Here is a 22,614-nt window from a genome sequence, read left to right as displayed (position 1 = left end):
GCTCCCCCTTCGCAGCATGATGTAGCACCTTTCCCCAGCAGGAGTATGTCCCCATGGTCCAGGTCATTCGCACAGAAGGCACAGTACTTGTTGCTTCCTCCACCAACGAGGCGCAGCGTGTCGTCAAAGGAATGACGCTTGAATCTACAGCCACTCTGGTCGCGCCGCAGGGCGCGATCGTGGTGCTAGAAGACGGCACCCAGCTTGTGGTGCCGCAGGGGGCGCCGATCGGCGTTGAGGTGTTGCTGGCCGAGTCGCGTGGGGAAGCGCCTGTTGACCCGGCAGTGGAAGCGTTGCGCGAAGCGATCGCTCGTGGTGAAGACCCGACCGCAATTCAGGAAGCTCCCGCAGCCGGTGAGAGTGGCGGTGCGCCGGGTAGCAGTCGTAGTGGTTTCCTGGATGCCTCTGGGGTGGGGCGCGAAGGGCGTGTCGAACGGACCTCCTATGAATATGAGAGCGGCTTTACCGACCCGGAATTCAATGATGAGGACGAAGATGGCCTGGGGCTGGATCTTGATCCGACACTGCCCACAGAGGTCGTGCTGTCCTTGTCGGTCGATGCACCGGCGCTGACCTCCGACACCACGCCGACCATCGTCGGTACTACTGATGCCGAAGACGGCAGCACCGTTACGCTGGTCATCACTGACAGCGACGGCAACGAGCAGACCGTCACCGCCACCGTCGAGAACGGCACCTATACGGTTGACGCTGAAACGCCGCTGAGCGAAGGCGAGTACAGCGTCGAGGCCTCGGTCACCGACCCGGCCGGCAACACCGCGACCAGCAATGACGTGGGCGAGATCGACGCCAGCGCGCCGGCGCTGACCGTCGACGCCCCGGCACTGACCTCCGACACCACGCCGACCATCGTCGGCACCACCGATGCCGACGATGGCAGCACCGTCACGCTGGTCATCACCGACAGCGACGGCAACGAGCAGACCGTCACCGCGACTGTGGAGAACGGCACCTACAGCGTCGATGCCGAGACACCGCTGAGCGAAGGCGAGTACAGCGTCGAGGCCTCGGTCACCGATCCGGCCGGCAACACCGCGACCAGCAATGATGTGGGCGAGATCGACGCAAGCGCGCCGGCGCTGACCGTCGATGCCCCCGCGCTGACCTCCGACACCACGCCGACCATCGTCGGCACCACCGATGCCGAAGACGGCAGCACCGTCACCCTGGTCATCACCGACAGCGACGGAAACGAACAGACCGTTACTGCCACCGTCGAGAACGGCACCTACACGGTTGACGCCGAGACCCCGCTGAGCGAAGGCGAGTACAGCGTCGAAGCCTCGGTCACCGATCCGGCCGGCAACACCGCGACCAGCAATGATGTAGGCGAGATCGACGCAAGCGCGCCGGCGCTGACCGTCGATGCCCCGGCACTGACCTCCGACACCACGCCGACCATCGTCGGCACTACCGATGCCGACGATGGCAGCACCGTCACGCTGGTCATCACTGACAGCGACGGCAACGAACAGACCGTTACTGCCACCGTCGAGAACGGCACCTACACGGTTGACGCCGAGACGCCGCTGAGCGAAGGCGAATACAGCGTCGAGGCCTCGGTCACCGATCCGGCCGGCAACACCGCGACCAGCAATGACGTGGGCGAGATCGACGCAAGCGCGCCGGCGCTGACTGTCGATGCTCCTGCGCTGACCTCCGACACCACGCCGACCATCGTCGGCACCACCGATGCCGAAGACGGCAGCACCGTCACCCTGGTCATCACCGACAGCGACGGAAACGAACAGACCGTTACTGCCACCGTCGAGAACGGCACCTACACGGTTGACGCCGAGACCCCGCTGAGCGAAGGCGAGTACAGCGTCGAAGCCTCGGTCACCGATCCGGCCGGCAACACCGCGACCAGCAATGATGTAGGCGAGATCGACGCAAGCGCGCCGGCGCTGACCGTCGATGCCCCGGCACTGACCTCCGACACCACGCCGACCATCGTCGGCACCACCGATGCCGAAGACGGCAGCACCGTCACCCTGGTCATCACCGACAGCGACGGAAACGAACAGACCGTTACTGCCACCGTCGAGAACGGCACCTACACGGTTGACGCCGAGACCCCGCTGAGCGAAGGCGAGTACAGCGTCGAAGCCTCGGTCACCGATCCGGCCGGCAACACCGCGACCAGCAATGATGTAGGCGAGATCGACGCAAGCGCGCCGGCGCTGACCGTCGATGCCCCGGCACTGACCTCCGACACCACGCCGACCATCGTCGGCACTACCGATGCCGACGATGGCAGCACCGTCACGCTGGTCATCACTGACAGCGACGGCAACGAACAGACCGTTACTGCCACCGTCGAGAACGGCACCTACACGGTTGACGCCGAGACGCCGCTGAGCGAAGGCGAATACAGCGTCGAGGCCTCGGTCACCGATCCGGCCGGCAACACCGCGACCAGCAATGACGTGGGCGAGATCGACGCAAGCGCGCCGGCGCTGACTGTCGATGCTCCTGCGCTGACCTCCGACACCACGCCGACCATCGTCGGCACCACCGATGCCGAAGACGGCAGCACCGTCACCCTGGTCATCACCGACAGCGACGGAAACGAACAGACCGTTACTGCCACCGTCGAGAACGGCACCTACACGGTTGACGCCGAGACCCCGCTGAGCGAAGGCGAGTACAGCGTCGAAGCCTCGGTCACCGATCCGGCCGGCAACACCGCGACCAGCAATGATGTAGGCGAGATCGACGCAAGCGCGCCGGCGCTGACCGTCGATGCCCCGGCACTGACCTCCGACACCACGCCGACCATCGTCGGCACTACCGATGCCGACGATGGCAGCACCGTCACGCTGGTCATCACTGACAGCGACGGCAACGAACAGACCGTTACTGCCACCGTCGAGAACGGCACCTACACGGTTGACGCCGAGACGCCGCTGAGCGAAGGCGAATACAGCGTCGAGGCCTCGGTCACCGATCCGGCCGGCAACACCGCGACCAGCAATGACGTGGGCGAGATCGACGCAAGCGCGCCGGCGCTGACTGTCGATGCTCCTGCGCTGACCTCCGACACCACGCCGACCATCGTCGGCACCACCGATGCCGAAGACGGCAGCACCGTCACCCTGGTCATCACCGACAGCGACGGCAACGAGCAGACCGTCACCGCGACCGTCGAGAACGGCACCTACACGGTTGACGCCGAGACGCCGCTGAGCGAAGGCGAATACAGCGTCGAGGCCTCGGTCACCGACCCGACCGGCAACACCGCGACCAGCAATGACGTGGGCGAGATCGACGCAAGCGCGCCGGCGCTGACCGTCGATGCTCCCGCGCTGACCTCCGACACCACGCCGACCATCGTCGGTACCACCGATGCCGAAGACGGCAGCACCGTCACCCTGGTCATCACCGACAGCGACGGCAACGAGCAGACCGTCACCGCCACCGTCGAGAACGGCACCTATACGGTTGACGCTGAAACGCCGCTGAGCGAAGGCGAGTACAGCGTCGAAGCCTCGGTCACCGATCCGGCCGGCAACACCGCGACCAGCAATGACGTAGGCGAGATCGACGCCAGCGCGCCGGCGCTGACCGTCGATGCTCCCGCGCTGACCTCCGACACCACGCCGACCATCGTTGGCACCACCGATGCCGAAGACGGCAGCACCGTCACCCTGGTCATCACCGACAGCGACGGCAACGAGCAGACCGTCACCGCCACCGTCGAGAACGGCACCTATACGGTTGACGCTGAAACGCCGCTGAGCGAAGGCGAGTACAGCGTCGAAGCCTCGGTCACCGATCCGGCCGGCAACACCGCGACCAGCGATGATGTGGGCGAGATCGACGCAAGCGCGCCGGCGCTGACTGTCGATGCTCCGGCACTGACCTCCGACACCACGCCGACCATCGTCGGCACTACCGATGCCGGAGACGGCAGCACCGTCACCCTGGTCATCACCGACAGCGATGGCAACGAGCAGACCGTCACCGCGACTGTGGAGAACGGCACCTACAGCGTCGACGCCGAGACGCCACTGAGCGAAGGCGAATACAGCGTCGAGGCCTCTGTCACCGATCCGGCCGGCAACACCGCGACCAGCAATGACGTGGGCGAGATCGACGCAAGCGCGCCGGCGCTGACTGTCGATGCTCCGGCACTGACCTCCGACACCACGCCGACCATCGTCGGTACCACCGATGCCGAAGACGGCAGCACCGTCACCCTGGTCATCACCGACAGCGACGGCAACGAGCAGACCGTCACCGCCACCGTCGAGAACGGCACCTATACGGTTGACGCCGAGACACCGCTGAGCGAAGGCGAATACAGCGTCGAGGCCTCGGTCACCGATCCGGCCGGCAACACCGCGACCAGCAATGACGTGGGCGCCCTGATTGGCGGCGATTCTGGAGAGGTAACGGAGGATGGCGTTACCGAAGCTTCCGGCGCGCTTGTCGATGTCGAAAGTACTGATGTTGTCGCTGGTACCCAAAGCGATGATTACGGCACTTTCAGCGTCAACGAGGCAGGGGAGTGGACCTACACCCTCGATAACGATGCCGCTGTCGTTCAGGGGTTGAATGAAGGTGACACTGTCAGCCAGTCGTTCGTGGTCGAGCTCAGCGATGGCTCGACCACCACGGTCGACATCCTGATCACCGGTATGCCCGATGCCGCGCCGATCATCACCGGCATCAGCGGCACGGACGACAACAGCGTCACCGAAGCCACCGGCGATACCGTCGCCGGCAGCTTCACGGTCGCCGCCACTGCCGGGATTGCTACGGTCACCATTGCTGGCGCGGATGCGGATACGCCGGTCGACATCACCAATGCGACCGAGGTCGACCCGGTGGTCATCGAGGGGAGCGAAGGCACCCTGAGCGTGACCGGCTATAACGCCGATACGGGCACCGTAACGTACCGCTACGTCGAGGATGGCGAGACCGAGGATCACTCGGGCGGCGACATCACCGACAGCTTCGCGGTCGTGGTCACCGACATCACGGATGCCAGCACCACGGACAGTCTCGACATCGCGATCGTCGACACCGTCCCGACGGCCAATGCCGACACCGGCACCATCGCCGAGGACACCACTGACGCCCTGACCGGCAATGTCATCAGCGGGTCCGGTGACAGCACGGATGCCGATGCGGCCGCCGATGCCCTGGGCAGCGACACGCCGACCCTGGTCACCGGTGTCGTGACAGGCACTCTGGAAGACGATGACGCGCTTGCGGCAAACGTCAACGACACGACCGGTACCGAGATCGCCGGCAGCTACGGCACGCTGACCCTCAACAGTGACGGCAGCTACAGCTACGTGCTGGACAACGGCAATGCCGAGGTCCAGTCACTGAACGATGACAGCGACCCGCTGAGCGACGTCTTCACCTATGGCATCACCGATGCCGATGGCGATGCCTCGCGCACCACGCTGACCATCACCGTCACGGGCTCGACCGATGCCGCGCCGGTCATCACCGGCATCAGCGGCACGGACGACAACAGCGTCACCGAAGCCACCGGCGATACCGTCACCGGCAGCTTCACGGTCGCCGCCACTGCCGGCATCGATACCGTCACCGTGAATGGCACTGACATCACCGGCGCGTCCGAGGCCGATCCGGTCGAGCTCACCACCGACGAAGGCACCCTGACCGTGACCGGCTATGACGCCGACAGCGGTGAGGTCACCTATAGCTACGTCGAGGATGGCGAGAGCGAAGATCACACCGGCGGCGACATCACCGACAGCTTCACCGTCGTGGTGACCGACATCACCGGGCAGAGCACCAGCGACAGCCTGGACATCGCGATCGTCGACACCGCGCCGACGGCCAATGACGATGCGCGCAGTATCGACGAGGACGCCACCGCTCTCGACGGCAACGTCATCAGTGGCGACAACGACACCACCGATACCCTGGGCGCGGATGCCACCAGCGTGACCAGCGTCACGCCGGACGGCGGCAGTGCGTCCGACGTCACGGCCGATGACGCTGCCGTGGTCGAAGGCACGTACGGCACGCTGACACTCAACAGTGACGGCAGCTACAGCTATGTGCTCGACACCACCAGCCCGGCGGTCCAGTCGCTGAATAATGGCGAGACGGAAGAAGACACGTTCACCTACGTGATCACCGACGCCGATGGCGACAGTGATACTGCCACGCTGACCATCACCGTCGAGGGGTCCACCGACGGCGTCCCGACCATCACCGATATCAGCGGTGATGAGGCGGACCACAGTCTCACCGAAGCCACCGGCGACTCCGTCACCGGCAGCTTCACGGTCGCCGCCACTGCCGGCATCGATACCGTCACCGTGAATGGCACTGACATCACCGGCGCGACCGAGGCCGATCCGGTCGAGCTCACCACCGACGAAGGCACCCTGACCGTGACCGGCTATGACGCCGACAGCGGTGAGGTCACCTATAGCTACGTCGAGGATGGCGAGAGCGAAGATCACACCGGCGGCGACATCACCGACAGCTTCACCGTCGTGGTGACCGACATCACCGGGCAGAGCACCAGCGACAGCCTGGACATCGCGATCGTCGACACCGCGCCGACGGCCAATGACGATGCGCGCAGTATCGACGAGGACGCCACCGCTCTCGACGGCAACGTCATCAGTGGCGACAACGACACCACCGATACCCTGGGCGCGGATGCCACCAGCGTGACCAGCGTCACGCGCCGGACGGCGGCAGTGCGTCCGACGTCACGGCCGATGACGCTGCCGTGGTCGAAGGCACGTACGGCACGCTGACACTCAACAGTGACGGCAGCTACAGCTATGTGCTCGACACCACCAGCCCGGCGGTCCAGTCGCTGAATAATGGCGAGACGGAAGAAGACACGTTCACCTACGTGATCACCGACGCCGATGGCGACAGTGATACTGCCACGCTGACCATCACCGTCGAGGGTCCACCGACGGCGTCCCGACCATCACCGATATCAGCGGTGATGAGGCGGACCACAGTCTCACCGAAGCCACCGGCGACTCCGTCACCGGCAGCTTCACGGTCGCCGCCACTGCCGGCATCGATACCGTCACCGTGAATGGCACTGACATCACCGGCGCGACCGAGGCCGATCCGGTCGAGCTCACCACCGACGAAGGCACCCTGACCGTGACCGGCTATGACGCCGACAGCGGTGAGGTCATCTATAGCTACGTCGAGGATGGCGAGAGCGAAGATCACACCGGCGGCGACATCACCGACAGCTTCACCGTCGTGGTCACCGACATCACCGGGCAGAGCAGCACTGACAGCCTGGACATCGCGATCCTCGATACCGCGCCGGTCGCCAACGCCGACGCCCGCAATATCGGCGAAGACACCACCACGGCACTCGACGGCAACGTCATCGACGGCGGCCCAGCGACACCGCCGACACCCTGGGCGCGGATGCCACCAGCGTGACCAGCGTCACGCCGGACGGCGGCAGTGCGTCCGACGTCACGGCAGATGCCGCGGCAGTCGTCACCGGTGACTACGGCACGCTGACCCTCGAAGCCGACGGCAGCTACAGCTATGTGCTGGACAACAGCAATGCCGAGGTCCAGGGCCTGAATGACGGGGCGTCACTGACCGACGTCTTCAGCTACACGATTACCGACGCCGATGGCGATGCCTCCAGCACCACGCTGACCATCACCGTCGACGGCTCGACCGATGGCGTGCCGACCATCACCTCGCTGGATGACCAGTCGGTCACTGAGGCGACCGGCGGCACCGTCACTGACACCTTCCAGGTGGAAGCGGATGCCGGCATCGCCAGCGTCACCGTGAATGGCACTGATATCACCGGCGCAACCGAGACCGATCCGGTCGAGATCACCACCGTCGAAGGTGTCCTGAGCGTGACCGGCTACGACGCCGACACCGGTGAGGTCACCTATAGCTACGTCGAAGATGGCGAGAGCGAAGATCACACCGGCGGCGACATCACCGACAGCTTCACCGTCGTGGTGACCGACATCACCGGGCAGAGCACAAGTGACAGTCTGGACATCGCGATCGTCGATACCGCGCCGGTCGCCAACGCCGATACGCGCAACATCGGCGAAGACACCACCACGGCACTTGATGGCAACGTCATCGACGGCGGCAGCGACACCGCCGACACCCTGGGGGCCGATGCCACCACGGTCACTGACGTCGATGGCAGCACCGTCACGGCAGATGCCGCCGCAGTCGTCACCGGCGACTACGGCACGCTGACCCTCGAAGCCGACGGCAGCTACAGCTATGTGCTCGACAACAGCAATGCCGAGGTCCAGGGCCTGGATGATGGGGCGTCACTGACCGACGTCTTCAGCTACACGATCACCGACGCCGATGGCGATGCCTCCAGCACCACGCTGACCATCACCGTCGACGGCTCGACCGATGGCGTGCCGACCATCACCTCGCTGGATGACCAGTCGGTCACTGAGGCGACCGGCGGCACCGTCACTGACACCTTCCAGGTGGAAGCGGATGCCGGCATCGATACCGTCACCGTGAATGGCACTGATATCACCGGCGCGACCGAGACCGATCCGGTCGAGATCACCACCGTCGAAGGTGTCCTGAGCGTGACCGGCTATGACGCCGACACGGGCACCGTGACCTACAGCTACGTCGAGGATGGCGCGAGCGAAGATCACACCGGCGGCGACATCACCGACAGCTTCAGCGTCGTGGTCACCGACATCACCGGGCAGAGCAGCACTGACAGCCTGGACATCGCGATCCTCGATACCGCGCCGGAGGCCAAGGCCGACGCCCGCAACATCGACGAAGACACCACCACGGCACTCGACGGCAACGTCATCGACGGCGCCAGCGACACCGCCGACACCCTGGGGGCCGATGCCACCAGCGTGACCAGCGTCACGCCGGACGGCGGCAGTGCGTCCGACGTCACGGCAGATGCCGCCGCAGTCGTCACCGGCAGCTACGGCACGCTGACGCTCGAAGCCGACGGCAGCTACAGCTATGTGCTCGACACCACCAATCCGGCCGTACAGTCGCTGGATGATGGCGAGAGCCTGGCTGACGTCTTCAGCTACACGATCACCGACGCCGATGGCGATGCCTCCAGCACCACGCTGACCATCACCGTCGACGGCTCGACCGATGGCGTGCCGACCATCACCTCGCTGGATGACCAGTCGGTCACTGAGGCGACCGGCGGCACCGTCACTGACACCTTCCAGGTGGAAGCGGATGCCGGCATCGCCAGCGTCACCGTGAATGGCACTGATATCACCGGCGCGACTGAGACGGATCCGGTCGAGATCACCACCGTCGAAGGTGTCCTGAGCGTGACCGGTTACGACGCCGACACCGGTGAGGTCACCTATAGCTACGTCGAAGATGGCGCGAGCGAAGATCACACCGGCGGCGACATCACCGACAGCTTCGCGGTCGTGGTCACCGACATCACCGGGCAGAGCACCAGCGACAGCCTGGACATCGCGATCCTCGATACCGCGCCGGAGGCCAAGGCCGACGCCCGCAACATCGACGAAGACACCACCACGGCACTCGACGGCAACGTCATCGACGGCGCCAGCGACACCGCCGACACCCTGGGGGCCGATGCCACCAGCGTGACCAGCGTCACGCCGGACGGCGGCAGTGCGTCCGACGTCACGGCCGATGACGCTGCCGTGGTCGAAGGCACGTACGGCACGCTGACACTCAACAGTGACGGCAGCTACAGCTATGTGCTCGACACCACCAGCCCGGCGGTCCAGTCGCTGAATAATGGCGAGACGGAAGAAGACACGTTCACCTACGTGATCACCGACGCCGATGGCGACAGTGATACTGCCACGCTGACCATCACCGTCGAGGGGTCCACCGACGGCGTCCCGACCATCACCGATATCAGCGGTGATGAGGCGGACCACAGTCTCACCGAAGCCACCGGCGACTCCGTCACCGGCAGCTTCACGGTCGCCGCCACTGCCGGCATCGATACCGTCACCGTGAATGGCACTGACATCACCGGCGCGACCGAGGCCGATCCGGTCGAGCTCACCACCGACGAAGGCACCCTGACCGTGACCGGCTATGACGCCGACAGCGGTGAGGTCACCTATAGCTACGTCGAGGATGGCGAGAGCGAAGATCACACCGGCGGCGACATCACCGACAGCTTCACCGTCGTGGTCACCGACATCACCGGGCAGAGCACCAGCGACAGCCTGGACATCGCGATCGTCGACACCGCGCCGACGGCCAATGACGATGCGCGCAGTATCGACGAGGACGCCACCGCTCTCGACGGCAACGTCATCAGTGGCGACAACGACACCACCGATACCCTGGGCGCGGATGCCACCAGCGTGACCAGCGTCACGCCGGACGGCGGCAGTGCGTCCGACGTCACGGCCGATGACGCTGCCGTGGTCGAAGGCACGTACGGCACGCTGACACTCAACAGTGACGGCAGCTACAGCTATGTGCTCGACACCACCAGCCCGGCGGTCCAGTCGCTGAATAATGGCGAGACGGAAGAAGACACGTTCACCTACGTGATCACCGACGCCGATGGCGACAGTGATACTGCCACGCTGACCATCACCGTCGAGGGGTCCACCGACGGCGTCCCGACCATCACCGATATCAGCGGTGATGAGGCGGACCACAGTCTCACCGAAGCCACCGGCGACTCCGTCACCGGCAGCTTCACGGTCGCCGCCACTGCCGGCATCGATACCGTCACCGTGAATGGCACTGACATCACCGGCGCGACCGAGGCCGATCCGGTCGAGCTCACCACCGACGAAGGCACCCTGACCGTGACCGGCTATGACGCCGACAGCGGTGAGGTCACCTATAGCTACGTCGAGGATGGCGAGAGCGAAGATCACACCGGCGGCGACATCACCGACAGCTTCACCGTCGTGGTCACCGACATCACCGGGCAGAGCAGCACTGACAGCCTGGACATCGCGATCCTCGATACCGCGCCGGTCGCCAACGCCGACGCCCGCAATATCGGCGAAGACACCACCACGGCACTCGACGGCAACGTCATCGACGGCACCAGCGACACCGCCGACACCCTGGGCGCGGATGCCACCAGCGTGACCAGCGTCACGCCGGACGGCGGCAGTGCGTCCGACGTCACGGCAGATGCCGCGGCAGTCGTCACCGGTGACTACGGCACGCTGACCCTCGAAGCCGACGGCAGCTACAGCTATGTGCTGGACAACAGCAATGCCGAGGTCCAGGGCCTGAATGACGGGGCGTCACTGACCGACGTCTTCAGCTACACGATTACCGACGCCGATGGCGATGCCTCCAGCACCACGCTGACCATCACCGTCGACGGCTCGACCGATGGCGTGCCGACCATCACCTCGCTGGATGACCAGTCGGTCACTGAGGCGACCGGCGGCACCGTCACTGACACCTTCCAGGTGGAAGCGGATGCCGGCATCGCCAGCGTCACCGTGAATGGCACTGATATCACCGGCGCAACCGAGACCGATCCGGTCGAGATCACCACCGTCGAAGGTGTCCTGAGCGTGACCGGCTACGACGCCGACACCGGTGAGGTCACCTATAGCTACGTCGAAGATGGCGAGAGCGAAGATCACACCGGCGGCGACATCACCGACAGCTTCACCGTCGTGGTGACCGACATCACCGGGCAGAGCACAAGTGACAGTCTGGACATCGCGATCCTCGATACCGCGCCGGAGGCCAAGGCCGACGCCCGCAACATCGACGAAGACACCACCACGGCACTCGACGGCAACGTCATCGACGGCGCCAGCGACACCGCCGACACCCTGGGGGCCGATGCCACCAGCGTGACCAGCGTCACGCCGGACGGCGGGAGTGCATCCGACGTCACGGCCGATGCCGCCGCAGTCGTCACCGGCAGCTACGGCACGCTGACCCTCGAAGCCGACGGCAGCTACAGCTATGTGCTCGACAACAGCAATGCCGAGGTCCAGGGCCTGGATGATGGGGCGTCACTGACCGACGTCTTCAGCTACACGATCACCGACGCCGATGGCGATGCCTCCAGCACCACGCTGACCATCACCGTCGACGGCTCGACCGATGGCGTGCCGACCATCACCTCGCTGGATGACCAGTCGGTCACTGAGGCGACCGGCGGCACCGTCACTGACACCTTCCAGGTGGAAGCGGATGCCGGCATCGATACCGTCACCGTGAATGGCACTGATATCACCGGCGCGACCGAGACCGATCCGGTCGAGATCACCACCGTCGAAGGTGTCCTGAGCGTGACCGGCTATGACGCCGACACGGGCACCGTGACCTACAGCTACGTCGAGGATGGCGCGAGCGAAGATCACACCGGCGGCGACATCACCGACAGCTTCAGCGTCGTGGTCACCGACATCACCGGGCAGAGCAGCACTGACAGCCTGGACATCGCGATCCTCGATACCGCGCCGGAGGCCAAGGCCGACGCCCGCAACATCGACGAAGACACCACCACGGCACTCGACGGCAACGTCATCGACGGCGCCAGCGACACCGCCGACACCCTGGGGGCCGATGCCACCAGCGTGACCAGCGTCACGCCGGACGGCGGGAGTGCATCCGACGTCACGGCCGATGCCGCCGCAGTCGTCACCGGCAGCTACGGCACGCTGACCCTCGAAGCCGACGGCAGCTACAGCTATGTGCTCGACAACAGCAATGCCGAGGTCCAGGGCCTGGATGATGGGGCGTCACTGACCGACGTCTTCAGCTACACGATCACCGACGCCGATGGCGATGCCTCCAGCACCACGCTGACCATCACCGTCGACGGCTCGACCGATGGCGTGCCGACCATCACCTCGCTGGATGACCAGTCGGTCACTGAGGCGACCGGCGGCACCGTCACTGACACCTTCCAGGTGGAAGCGGATGCCGGCATCGCCAGCGTCACCGTGAATGGCACTGATATCACCGGCGCGACCGAGGTCGATCCGGTCGAGATCATCACCGTCGAAGGTGTCCTGAGCGTGACCGGCTATGACGCCGACACGGGCACCGTGACCTACAGCTACGTCGAGGATGGCGAGAGCGAAGATCACACCGGCGGCGACATCACCGACAGCTTCAGCGTCGTGGTCACCGACATCACCGGGCAGAGCACCAGCGACAGCCTGGACATCGCGATCCTCGATACCGCGCCGGAGGCCAAGGCCGACGCCCGCAATCGACGAAGACACCACCACGGCACTCGACGGCAACGTCATCGACGGCGCCAGCGACACCGCCGACACCCTGGGGGCCGATGCCACCAGCGTGACCAGCGTCACGCCGGACGGCGGGAGTGCATCCGACGTCACGGCCGATGCCGCCGCAGTCGTCACCGGCAGCTACGGCACGCTGACCCTCGAAGCTGACGGCAGCTACAGCTATGTGCTGGACAACAGCAATGCCGAGGTCCAGGGCCTGGATGATGGGGCGTCACTGACCGACGTCTTCAGCTACACGATCACCGACGCCGATGGCGATGCCTCCAGCACCACGCTGACCATCACCGTCGACGGCTCGACCGATGGCGTGCCGACCATCACCTCGCTGGATGACCAGTCGGTCACTGAGGCGACCGGCGGCACCGTCACTGACACCTTCCAGGTGGAAGCGGATGCCGGCATCGCCAGCGTCACCGTGAATGGCACTGATATCACCGGCGCGACCGAGGCCGATCCGGTCGAGATCATCACCGTCGAAGGTGTCCTGAGCGTGACCGGCTATGACGCCGACACGGGCACCGTGACCTACAGCTACGTCGAGGATGGCGAGAGCGAAGATCACACCGGCGGCGACATCACCGACAGCTTCAGCGTCGTGGTCACCGACATCACCGGGCAGAGCACCAGCGACAGCCTGGACATCGCGATCCTCGATACCGCGCCGGAGGCCAAGGCCGACGCCCGCAACATCGACGAAGACACCACCACGGCACTCGACGGCAACGTCATCGACGGCGCCAGCGACACCGCCGACACCCTGGGGGCCGATGCCACCAGCGTGACCAGCGTCACGCCGGACGGCGGGAGTGCATCCGACGTCACGGCCGATGCCGCCGCAGTCGTCACCGGCAGCTACGGCACGCTGACCCTCGAAGCCGACGGCAGCTACAGCTATGTGCTCGACAACAGCAATGCCGAGGTCCAGGGCCTGGATGATGGGGCGTCACTGACCGACGTCTTCAGCTACACGATCACCGACGCCGATGGCGATGCCTCCAGCACCACGCTGACCATCACCGTCGACGGCTCGACCGATGGCGTGCCGACCATCACCTCGCTGGATGACCAGTCGGTCACTGAGGCGACCGGCGGCACCGTCACTGACACCTTCCAGGTGGAAGCGGATGCCGGCATCGCCAGCGTCACCGTGAATGGCACTGATATCACCGGCGCGACCGAGGCCGATCCGGTCGAGATCATCACCGTCGAAGGTGTCCTGAGCGTGACCGGCTATGACGCCGACACGGGCACCGTGACCTACAGCTACGTCGAGGATGGCGAGAGCGAAGATCACACCGGCGGCGACATCACCGACAGCTTCAGCGTCGTGGTCACCGACATCACCGGGCAGAGCACCAGCGACAGCCTGGACATCGCGATCCTCGATACCGCGCCGGAGGCCAAGGCCGACGCCCGCAACATCGACGAAGACACCACCACGGCACTCGACGGCAACGTCATCGACGGCGCCAGCGACACCGCCGACACCCTGGGGGCCGATGCCACCAGCGTGACCAGCGTCACGCCGGACGGCGGCAGTGCATCCGACGTCACGGCCGATGCCGCCGCAGTCGTCACCGGCAGCTACGGCACGCTGACCCTCGAAGCCGACGGCAGCTACAGCTATGTGCTGGACAACAGCAATGCCGAGGTCCAGGGCCTGGATGATGGGGCGTCACTGACCGACGTCTTCAGCTACACGATCACCGACGCCGATGGCGATGCCTCCAGCACCACGCTGACCATCACCGTCGACGGCTCGACCGATGGCGTGCCGACCATCACCTCGCTGGATGACCAGTCGGTCACTGAGGCGACCGGCGGCACCGTCACTGACACCTTCCAGGTGGAAGCGGATGCCGGCATCGATACCGTCACCGTGAATGGCACTGATATCACCGGCGCGACCGAGACCGATCCGGTCGAGATCACCACCGTCGAAGGTGTCCTGAGCGTGACCGGCTATGACGCCGACACGGGCACCGTGACCTACAGCTACGTCGAGGATGGCGCGAGCGAAGATCACACCGGCGGCGACATCACCGACAGCTTCAGCGTCGTGGTCACCGACATCACCGGGCAGAGCAGCACTGACAGCCTGGACATCGCGATCCTCGATACCGCGCCGGAGGCCAAGGCCGACGCCCGCAACATCGACGAAGACACCACCACGGCACTCGACGGCAACGTCATCGACGGCGCCAGCGACACCGCCGACACCCTGGGGGCCGATGCCACCAGCGTGACCAGCGTCACGCCGGACGGCGGGAGTGCATCCGACGTCACGGCCGATGCCGCCGCAGTCGTCACCGGCAGCTACGGCACGCTGACCCTCGAAGCCGACGGCAGCTACAGCTATGTGCTCGACAACAGCAATGCCGAGGTCCAGGGCCTGGATGATGGGGCGTCACTGACCGACGTCTTCAGCTACACGATCACCGACGCCGATGGCGATGCCTCCAGCACCACGCTGACCATCACCGTCGACGGCTCGACCGATGGCGTGCCGACCATCACCGATATCAGCGGTGATGAGGCGGACCACAGCCTCACCGAAGCCACCGGCGACTCCGTCACCGGCAGCTTCACGGTCGCCGCCACTGCCGGCATCGATACCGTCACCGTGAATGGCACTGATATCACCGGCGCGACCGAGACCGATCCGGTCGAGATCACCACCGTCGAAGGTGTCCTGAGCGTGACCGGCTATGACGCCGACACGGGCACCGTGACCTACAGCTACGTCGAGGATGGCGAGAGCGAAGATCACACCGGCGGTGACATCACTGACAGCTTCACCGTCGTGGTCACCGACATCACCGGGCAGAGCACCAGCGACAGCCTGGACATCGCGATCCTCGATACCGCGCCGGAGGCCAAGGCCGACGCCCGCAACATCGACGAAGACACCACCACGGCACTCGACGGCAACGTCATCGACGGCGCCAGCGACACCGCCGACACCCTGGGGGCCGATGCCACCAGCGTGACCAGCGTCACGCCGGACGGCGGGAGTGCATCCGACGTCACGGCCGATGCCGCCGCAGTCGTCACCGGCAGCTACGGCACGCTGACACTCAACAGTGACGGCAGCTATACCTACGTTCTGGATACCACCAAGACGCAGTCTCTGGCAGAGAATGAACCGGCGGAAGATGTCTTCACCTATGTGCTGGAAGACAGCGATGGCGACTATTCCAGCACTACGCTGACCATCAATATCACGGGCTCGGCCGACGCAGTGCCGGTCATCACGCTGGCTGACAAGGAAGTGACCGAGGCCACGGGTGAGACGGTCACTGACACCTTCGAGGTGGCAGCGGTTGCCGGCATCGCCAGCGTTACCATCAATGGCACGGATATCACTTCGGCGTCAGTGGATAACCCCATCATGATTCCGGGTGCGACTGATGACGAAGGCACGCTGACCATCACGGGCTACGATTCCGGCACCGTGTCCTACACCTATGTGGAGGATGGTACGGCTGCGGATCACTCGGATGGCGACGATAGCGTGTTCGACAACTACGCCGTGGTCGTCACTGACCTGGCCGGGCAGAGCACCAGCGACAGTCTTGACGTCAAGATTCTGGATACCGCGCCGACGGCCAAGCCGGATGAGCGCGATATAGATGAAGATGCGACGGACGAGCTCACGGGCAACGTGATTGATGGTGCCAATGACAATGAGGACGTCCTGGGTGCAGATGCGCCGTTCATGGTCTGCAAACTGGACGATACCGGAATTGCCGACGGCGGCAGTGCCACGGTCACGGGTGACTACGGCACGCTGACGCTCAACAGCGACGGCAGCTATACCTACGTTCTGGACACCACCAAGACGCAGTCTCTGGCAGAGGGCGAACCGGCGGAAGACGTCTTCACCTATGTGCTGGAAGACAGCGATGGCGACTATTCCAGCACCACGCTGACCATCAATATCACCGGCTCGGCCGACGCAGTGCCGGTCATCACGCTGGCTGACAAGCAAGTGACTGAGGCCACAGGTGCCACGGTCACTGACACCTTCGAGGTGGCAGCGGATGCCGGCATCGCCAGCGTCACCATCAATGGCACGGATATCACTTCGGCGTCAGTGGATAACCCCATCGTGATTCCGGGTGCGACTGATGACGAAGGCACGCTGACCATCACGGGCTACGATGCCGGCACCGTGTCCTACACCTATGTGGAGGATGGCACGGCTGCGGATCACTCGGCTGGCGACGATAGCGTGTTCGACAACTACGCCGTGGTCGTCACTGACCTGGCCGGGCAGAGCACCAGCGACAGTCTTGACGTCAAGATTGTGGATACCGCGCCGACGGCCAAGCCGGATGAGCGCGATATAGATGAAGATGCGACGGACGAGCTCACGGGCAACGTGATTGATGGTGCCAATGACAATGAGGACGTCCTGGGTGCAGATGCGCCGTTCATGGTCTGCAAACTGGACGATACCGGAATTGCCGACGGCGGCAGTGCCACGGTCACGGGTGACTACGGCACGCTGACGCTCAACAGCGACGGCAGCTATACCTACGTTCTGGACACCACCAAGACGCAGTCTCTGGCAGAGGGCGAACCGGCGGAAGACGTCTTCACCTATGTGCTGGAAGACAGCGATGGCGACTATTCCAGCACCACGCTGACCATCAATATCACCGGCTCGGCCGACGCAGTGCCGGTCATCACGCTGGCTGACAAGCAAGTGACTGAGGCCACAGGTGCCACGGTCACTGACACCTTCGAGGTGGATGCGGATGCCGGCATCGCCAGCGTCACCATCAATGGCACGGATATCACTTCGGCGTCAGTGGATAACCCCATCGTGATTCCGGGTGCGACTGATGACGAAGGCACGCTGACCATCACGGGCTACGATGCCGGCACCGTGTCCTACACCTATGTGGAGGATGGCACGGCTGCGGATCACTCGGCTGGCGACGATAGCGTGTTCGACAACTACGCCGTGGTCGTCACTGACCTGGCCGGGCAGAGCACCAGCGACAGCCTTGACGTCAAGATTGTGGATACCGCGCCTGTCGCCAATGACGACACCTACACCATTCGCGAAGATGATACGTCTCCGGATGGTGAGCCGGTGATCAACACCAATGTCATTTCCAGTGTTGTCGGCGGCGGACAGGATGAGCTAGGCGCTGATGGCGTGACCATCACGCATCTCGATGGCATTTCACTGGCAGACAATGAGGGTAGCGTTACGGTCGATGGCAGCTACGGCAGCTTGACCATCAATACCGATGGCACCTTCAGTTATGACCTTGATGATGCGCGCGCTCAGGCACTGGGTGCCGGTGACCTCGTCAAGGAAGTATTCGAGTACACCATCCTGGATGCGGATGGTGACTCGGATACCGCCGACATCACCATCAATGTCCAGGGCTTGAATGACAAGCCGGTGGCCTATGACGACGGTCCGATCGTGGTCGAAGAAGATACTCCGGTCAGCGGCAACGTCCTGAACAACGACGTCGACGCCGATGGTGATGAGTTGAGCGTCGTCAGCTTCACAGTTGACGGGGTTACGTACGACCCGGGCAAGACAGCGGATCTTGGCGAAGTCGGCACACTTCTGATCAATGCTGACGGTACCTTCACCTTCACGCCCGGTGAGAATTACAACGGTCCGGTACCCGACACCACTTATGTGATCACGGATGGCACCGAGTTCGATGAAGCCATTCTCAGCTTCGAGGACGTCGCAGCGATTGATGACCCTGTCGTCATCAGTGCCGATGATGGCGCTGTTGCCGAAGATGGTGTGACGGAAGCTTCAGGGACGCTGACCGCGACCGATGTCGATAGTGACGCGCCGACGTTCACGCCGGCCACTGACGACAGCAGTCTCTACGGTACCTTCGCCGTCGATGCCGGCGGCAACTGGACCTATACGCTGGATAACGACACTGCCGCTGTGCAGGGGCTGACATCTGCCGACACGATCAATGAGCAGTACATCGTGCAGCTCAGCGATGGCTCCAGCACGACAGTGGATATCGTCATCAAGGGGACTGATGATGCGCTGCCGGTCATCAGTTCACTGGAAGACCAGTCCGTCACCGAAGCGACCGGAAGCACGCTTACCAATACCTTTACCGTGTCAGCTGCAGCAGGTATCGCGGCAGTGACGATTGCTGGCGTGGATATCACGAATGCCAGCACCACACCGGTAGTGATCTCCAATCCAGATGGTGAAGGCACGCTGACCGTGACCGGCTACGACGCCGACAGCGGTGAGGTCACCTACACCTATGTGGAAGATGGCACAGCGGCTGATCACACAGATGGCGATGACAGCGTCGTCGATGGTTTCACCGTCGTGGTAACGGATCTGGCAGGCCAGAGCACCAGTGACAGTCTCGATGTCACGGTGCTGGATACGGCGCCGGTAGCCAACGCTGATACGCGCAGCATTGGCGAGAATCGCAATGCTGCCGTTGTCGGCAATGTCGTGGATGGCACATCGGCGACTGCCGATACTCTGGGTGCCGATGCGGTAACCGTGACTGCCGTCATCGCCGGAGCGGAGACTGCCCCGGTGAGCGATGGCGCGGCGGCCGTGATCACGGGTGAGCACGGCGAGCTGACCCTGGCGGCGGATGGATCCTACAGCTATCAGTCAGCACGCGACGACCTGCAGTACCTGGCGGCCGGTGAGTCGGTCACGGATGTCTATACCTATGTGATCACGGATGCTGACGGTGATACTGCCACTACCACGCTGACCATCACCATCAAAGGTAGCAACGATGCGCCGGAGATAAGTGTCAGCAGTGGCGACAGTGCCGCCGCCAGCCTGACGGAGACGGGTTCACCGCTGAGTGCCAGCGGGACTCTGTCGGTGGATGACGTGGATCTCAGCAATAGCGTGACGCCGAGCGTTACCGGCGTCTCCAGTGATGGCGATACCGGCACGCTGGACAACGATGACCTGCTTGCGCTGCTGGGCGTGGATACCGGGGCCGTCATCGATGACGAGAGCACTGAAGGTACGCTCAACTGGTCCTTCGACAGCAGTGCTGCCGGGGAAAGCTTCGACTACCTGTCTGCAGGCGAGTCGCTGGTCCTGACCTACACCGTCATTGTCACGGATACGGCGGGAGCGACAGCTACCCAGGATGTCACCATTACCATTCAGGGGACGAATGATGCCCCGGTGGTGACTGCGACTGAAGGCCGCGTCAGCGAAGAAGGGCTCGAAGGCGGTATCGCCGACAGCGATGCGGCTGATGGCTTTACGGATACCACCGATGCCACCACCGTCACCGGTACGGTTTCCGTCACGGATGTCGACAGTGACAGCGTGTCGCTGGTATTGACGGCTCCTGCCACGGCCATCACCTCCGGTGGCAGTGCGGTGACCTGGTCCGGCAGCGGCACCCAGTCAATGGTGGCAACCGATGCTGAAGGCAATGAAGTCGCGACGGTGACCATCGATGATAGCGGCGCCTATACCTTCACTCTGAGTCAGGCGGTCGATCACTCGGGTGATGGTGAGGATGTCCTGTCTCTGGACTTCGGTGTGCTCGCAACGGATAGCGAAGGTGCCAGCTCCACCGGCACGCTGACCATCGGCATCGAGGATGATGCCCCAGAGCAGCAGGAAGCGCAGAGCTTCTCGTCGACCCTGGTGGATACCAATCTCACCATCGTGCTGGATGTGTCCGGCTCCATGGCGAGCGCAAGTGGGATAGGGACTCAGACCCGTCTTGAAAGTGCGATTGAATCTATCAAGACGCTGATCTCGGCCTACGACGATTTTGGGGATGTGCGCATCAATCTGGTGTCATTCTCGACCACAGCGACGTCTTACGCTGCCTGGATGACAGCGAGTGAGGCCGTGACTGTATTGGAAGGCCTCAGTGCCGGTGGCGTCACCAATTACGATGCAGCACTCGCTGAAGCGATGGAGAATTATGCGGAAGATGGAGCGCTGGAGTCAGCGCAGAATATTTCCTACTTCTTCTCCGATGGCACGCCATACGGTGCTGATGGCAATAGTAATGAACTCGACAATTCCCTCGATTACGACAGTGTTCAGTACTTTAGCGGTGGCCAGCTGATACCGGTTCGTGACCGCTCTGATACTGGCATCAGCAATACGGAAGAAGGGATCTGGACAGATTTCCTTGTGGACAATGGAATCAAGTCCTATGCCATCGGCATGGGGGCCGGTGTCTCCGAGGACAATCTAAATCCCATTGCCTATGACGGCTCAGCTGATGAAGATATTGATGCCGCTATCGTCACCAGTTTCTCGGACCTCGATGATAGTCTGGCCGCGACCGTGCAATCGCCTGTCAGTGGGCAACTTGTCTCGGGCAGCTCCGTGGATGGCAGTCTGTTGGGAGCGGATGGCGGTTATCTGCAATCGGTCACCGTGGATGGCACGACCTACAGTTATGACCCGGTTACCAACACCGTGTCTGCTACGGGGTCGGACAACAGCAGCTACGATGCGGACAGCCTGGAGTTGATCATCTCGACGGACCTGGGGGGCAGCATGCTGTTCAATCTGGGGAGCGGTGACTTCACCTACACGCCCCCGGATAACGTCAGCGAGCGCTCCACGGACAGCTTCGATTACGTGACGGTCGACAATGACGGGGATACCAACGCCTCAAGTGTCAGTATCGATGTCGACAAGCTGGCCGTGGTCATCGGTACCGATGGCAACGAGACCCTGACGGGCGATGGCGATGGCCCGTTCTATGCGGACTATCTGATTGGCCAAGGCGGCAATGACACCCTGAGCGGTGGCGAGGGCAGCGATCGTCTGGAAGGTGGCAGCGGCAATGATACGCTGAGAGGCGGCACCGGCAACGATATCCTCTCTGGTGGTGAGGGCGATGATCTTCTGGTCGGAGGTGCCGGCAATGACATCCTGACCGGCGGCGATGGTGCCGATACCTTCCAGTGGCTGAGCGGTCATGACATCAACAGCGAAGGCGGCATGGCGACGGATACCATCACCGACTTCAGTGTCGCGGATGGCGATGTCATCGATCTGTCCGATCTGCTTCAGTCCAACGATGATGCCGATACGCTCTCGAGCTTCCTGCACTTCGAGTCAGATGGAGAAGGTGGCACCAATATCGAGATCAGTGTCGATGGATCCGACGGCAGCAATATCACGCAAGAGATCAATCTGCAGGATGTCGACCTGACATCAGGTGGCGACACGGATACGCAGATCATTCAATCTCTGCTCGACAGCAACAGTCTCAAGACGAACGTCGACGGCTGAATCGATGTGATAGGGGAGATGGCTTAGGCTGTCTCCCCTTGCTGTATTAGACTTTGCCGTAGAGACATCTGCGAAGTGCCCTACTAAGGA

Annotated in this window: 5 protein-coding genes; all 5 read left to right on the top strand. The window is 63.5% G+C overall.

The features are described from left to right. Nucleotides 1–131: 131 nt before the first annotated feature. The 5 genes from HA399_RS14355 to HA399_RS14335 are packed head-to-tail and all read left to right on the top strand — an operon-like array spanning nucleotide 132 to nucleotide 22,524. Nucleotides 132–6,782 (top strand): Ig-like domain-containing protein, encoded by a 6,651-nt coding sequence (locus HA399_RS14355; RefSeq protein ID WP_404325358.1) that lies wholly within the window; start codon nucleotides 132–134, stop codon nucleotides 6,780–6,782. Then, entirely contained in the window at nucleotides 6,755–7,078 is a 324-nt protein-coding gene (locus HA399_RS14350) for a VCBS domain-containing protein (protein WP_404325357.1), read from the top strand. The genes HA399_RS14355 and HA399_RS14350 overlap by 28 nt, the downstream gene beginning before the upstream one ends. After that, complete coding sequence (locus HA399_RS14345; protein ID WP_404325356.1) at nucleotides 7,075–7,443, top strand: hypothetical protein; 369 nt, start codon at nucleotides 7,075–7,077, stop codon at nucleotides 7,441–7,443. Before HA399_RS14350 ends, HA399_RS14345 begins: the two co-directional genes overlap by 4 nt. Continuing rightward, on the top strand, nucleotides 7,440–13,400 hold the full coding sequence (locus HA399_RS14340; protein ID WP_404325355.1) for a VCBS domain-containing protein: 5,961 nt from the start codon (nucleotides 7,440–7,442) through the stop codon (nucleotides 13,398–13,400). Before HA399_RS14345 ends, HA399_RS14340 begins: the two co-directional genes overlap by 4 nt. Beyond that, nucleotides 13,300–22,524, top strand: a complete 9,225-nt coding sequence (locus HA399_RS14335) for a VCBS domain-containing protein (RefSeq protein WP_404325353.1) — start codon at nucleotides 13,300–13,302, stop codon at nucleotides 22,522–22,524. The genes HA399_RS14340 and HA399_RS14335 overlap by 101 nt, the downstream gene beginning before the upstream one ends. Nucleotides 22,525–22,614 lie beyond the last annotated feature (90 nt).

The organism is Cobetia sp. UIB-001, from assembly GCF_044789135.1.
GTDB lineage: Bacteria > Pseudomonadota > Gammaproteobacteria > Pseudomonadales > Halomonadaceae > Cobetia > Cobetia amphilecti.
Note: the sequence above shows the minus strand (reverse complement) of the source record. Positions and strands in the feature narration are given on the sequence as shown.

Excerpts from the sequence above, each read along its gene's own strand:
- HA399_RS14355 (WP_404325358.1), top strand. The coding sequence starts at position 132 with ATGACGCTTGAATCTACAGCCACTCTGGTCGCGCCGCAGGGCGCGATC.